This is a genomic window from Roseicyclus mahoneyensis (assembly GCF_003148775.1).
GTDB lineage: Bacteria > Pseudomonadota > Alphaproteobacteria > Rhodobacterales > Rhodobacteraceae > Roseicyclus > Roseicyclus mahoneyensis.
On record NZ_QGGW01000032.1, the window covers coordinates 1 to 1172 of the forward strand.

General features: G+C 64.3%; 1 protein-coding gene. It reads left to right on the top strand.

Annotated features, from left to right (window positions below):
• The coding region (tuf, locus tag C7455_RS19775; protein WP_109671171.1) for an elongation factor Tu at positions 1–1172 on the top strand (1172 nt) is incomplete at both ends.

A 1172-nucleotide genomic window follows, 5' to 3' on the forward strand; every position in this document is an offset into this window, starting at 1 on the left:
ATGGCAAAGGCAAAGTTTGAGCGTACGAAGCCGCATGTGAACATCGGCACGATTGGGCACGTTGACCACGGCAAGACGACGCTGACGGCGGCTATCACGAAGTATTTCGGCGAATTCCGGGCATATGACCAGATCGACGGCGCGCCCGAGGAGAAGGCGCGCGGGATCACGATCTCGACGGCGCATGTGGAATACGAGACCGAGGCGCGCCATTACGCCCACGTCGACTGCCCCGGCCACGCCGACTATGTGAAGAACATGATCACCGGTGCCGCCCAGATGGACGGCGCGATCCTGGTGGTGAACGCGGCCGACGGCCCGATGCCGCAGACGCGCGAGCACATCTTGCTCGGCCGTCAGGTCGGCATCCCCTTCATGGTCGTCTACATGAACAAGGTCGACCAGGTCGATGACGAGGAGCTGCTGGAGCTGGTGGAGATGGAGATCCGCGAGCTTCTGACCTCCTACGACTACCCCGGCGACGACATTCCGATCGTGCGCGGCTCGGCTCTGCATGCGATGAACGGCACCCAGCCGGAGATTGGCGAGAACTCGATCCGGGCGCTGATGGCGGCTGTGGACGAATACATCCCGACGCCGGCACGCGCGGTGGACCTGCCGTTCCTGATGCCGATCGAGGACGTGTTCTCGATCTCGGGCCGTGGCACGGTCGTGACCGGTCGCGTCGAGCGCGGCGTGATCAACGTGGGCGATTCGATCGAGATCGTGGGCATCCGCGACACCAAGACGACGACCTGCACGGGCGTGGAAATGTTCCGCAAGCTGCTCGATCGTGGTGAGGCGGGCGACAACGTCGGCATCTTGCTGCGCGGCATCGACCGTGAGGGCGTGGAGCGCGGGCAGGTTCTGTGCAAGCCCAAGTCGGTGAACCCGCACACGAAGTTCGAGGCCGAGGCCTATATCCTGACCAAGGAAGAGGGTGGCCGTCACACGCCGTTCTTCGCGAACTACCGCCCGCAGTTCTACTTCCGCACGACGGACGTGACCGGCACGGTGATGCTGCCCGAGGGCACCGAGATGGTGATGCCGGGCGACAACCTGAAGTTCACGGTGGAACTGATCGCGCCGATCGCGATGGAAGACGGCCTGCGCTTCGCCATCCGCGAAGGCGGCCGCACCGTCGGCGCAGGCGTGGTGTCCAAGATCCTCGC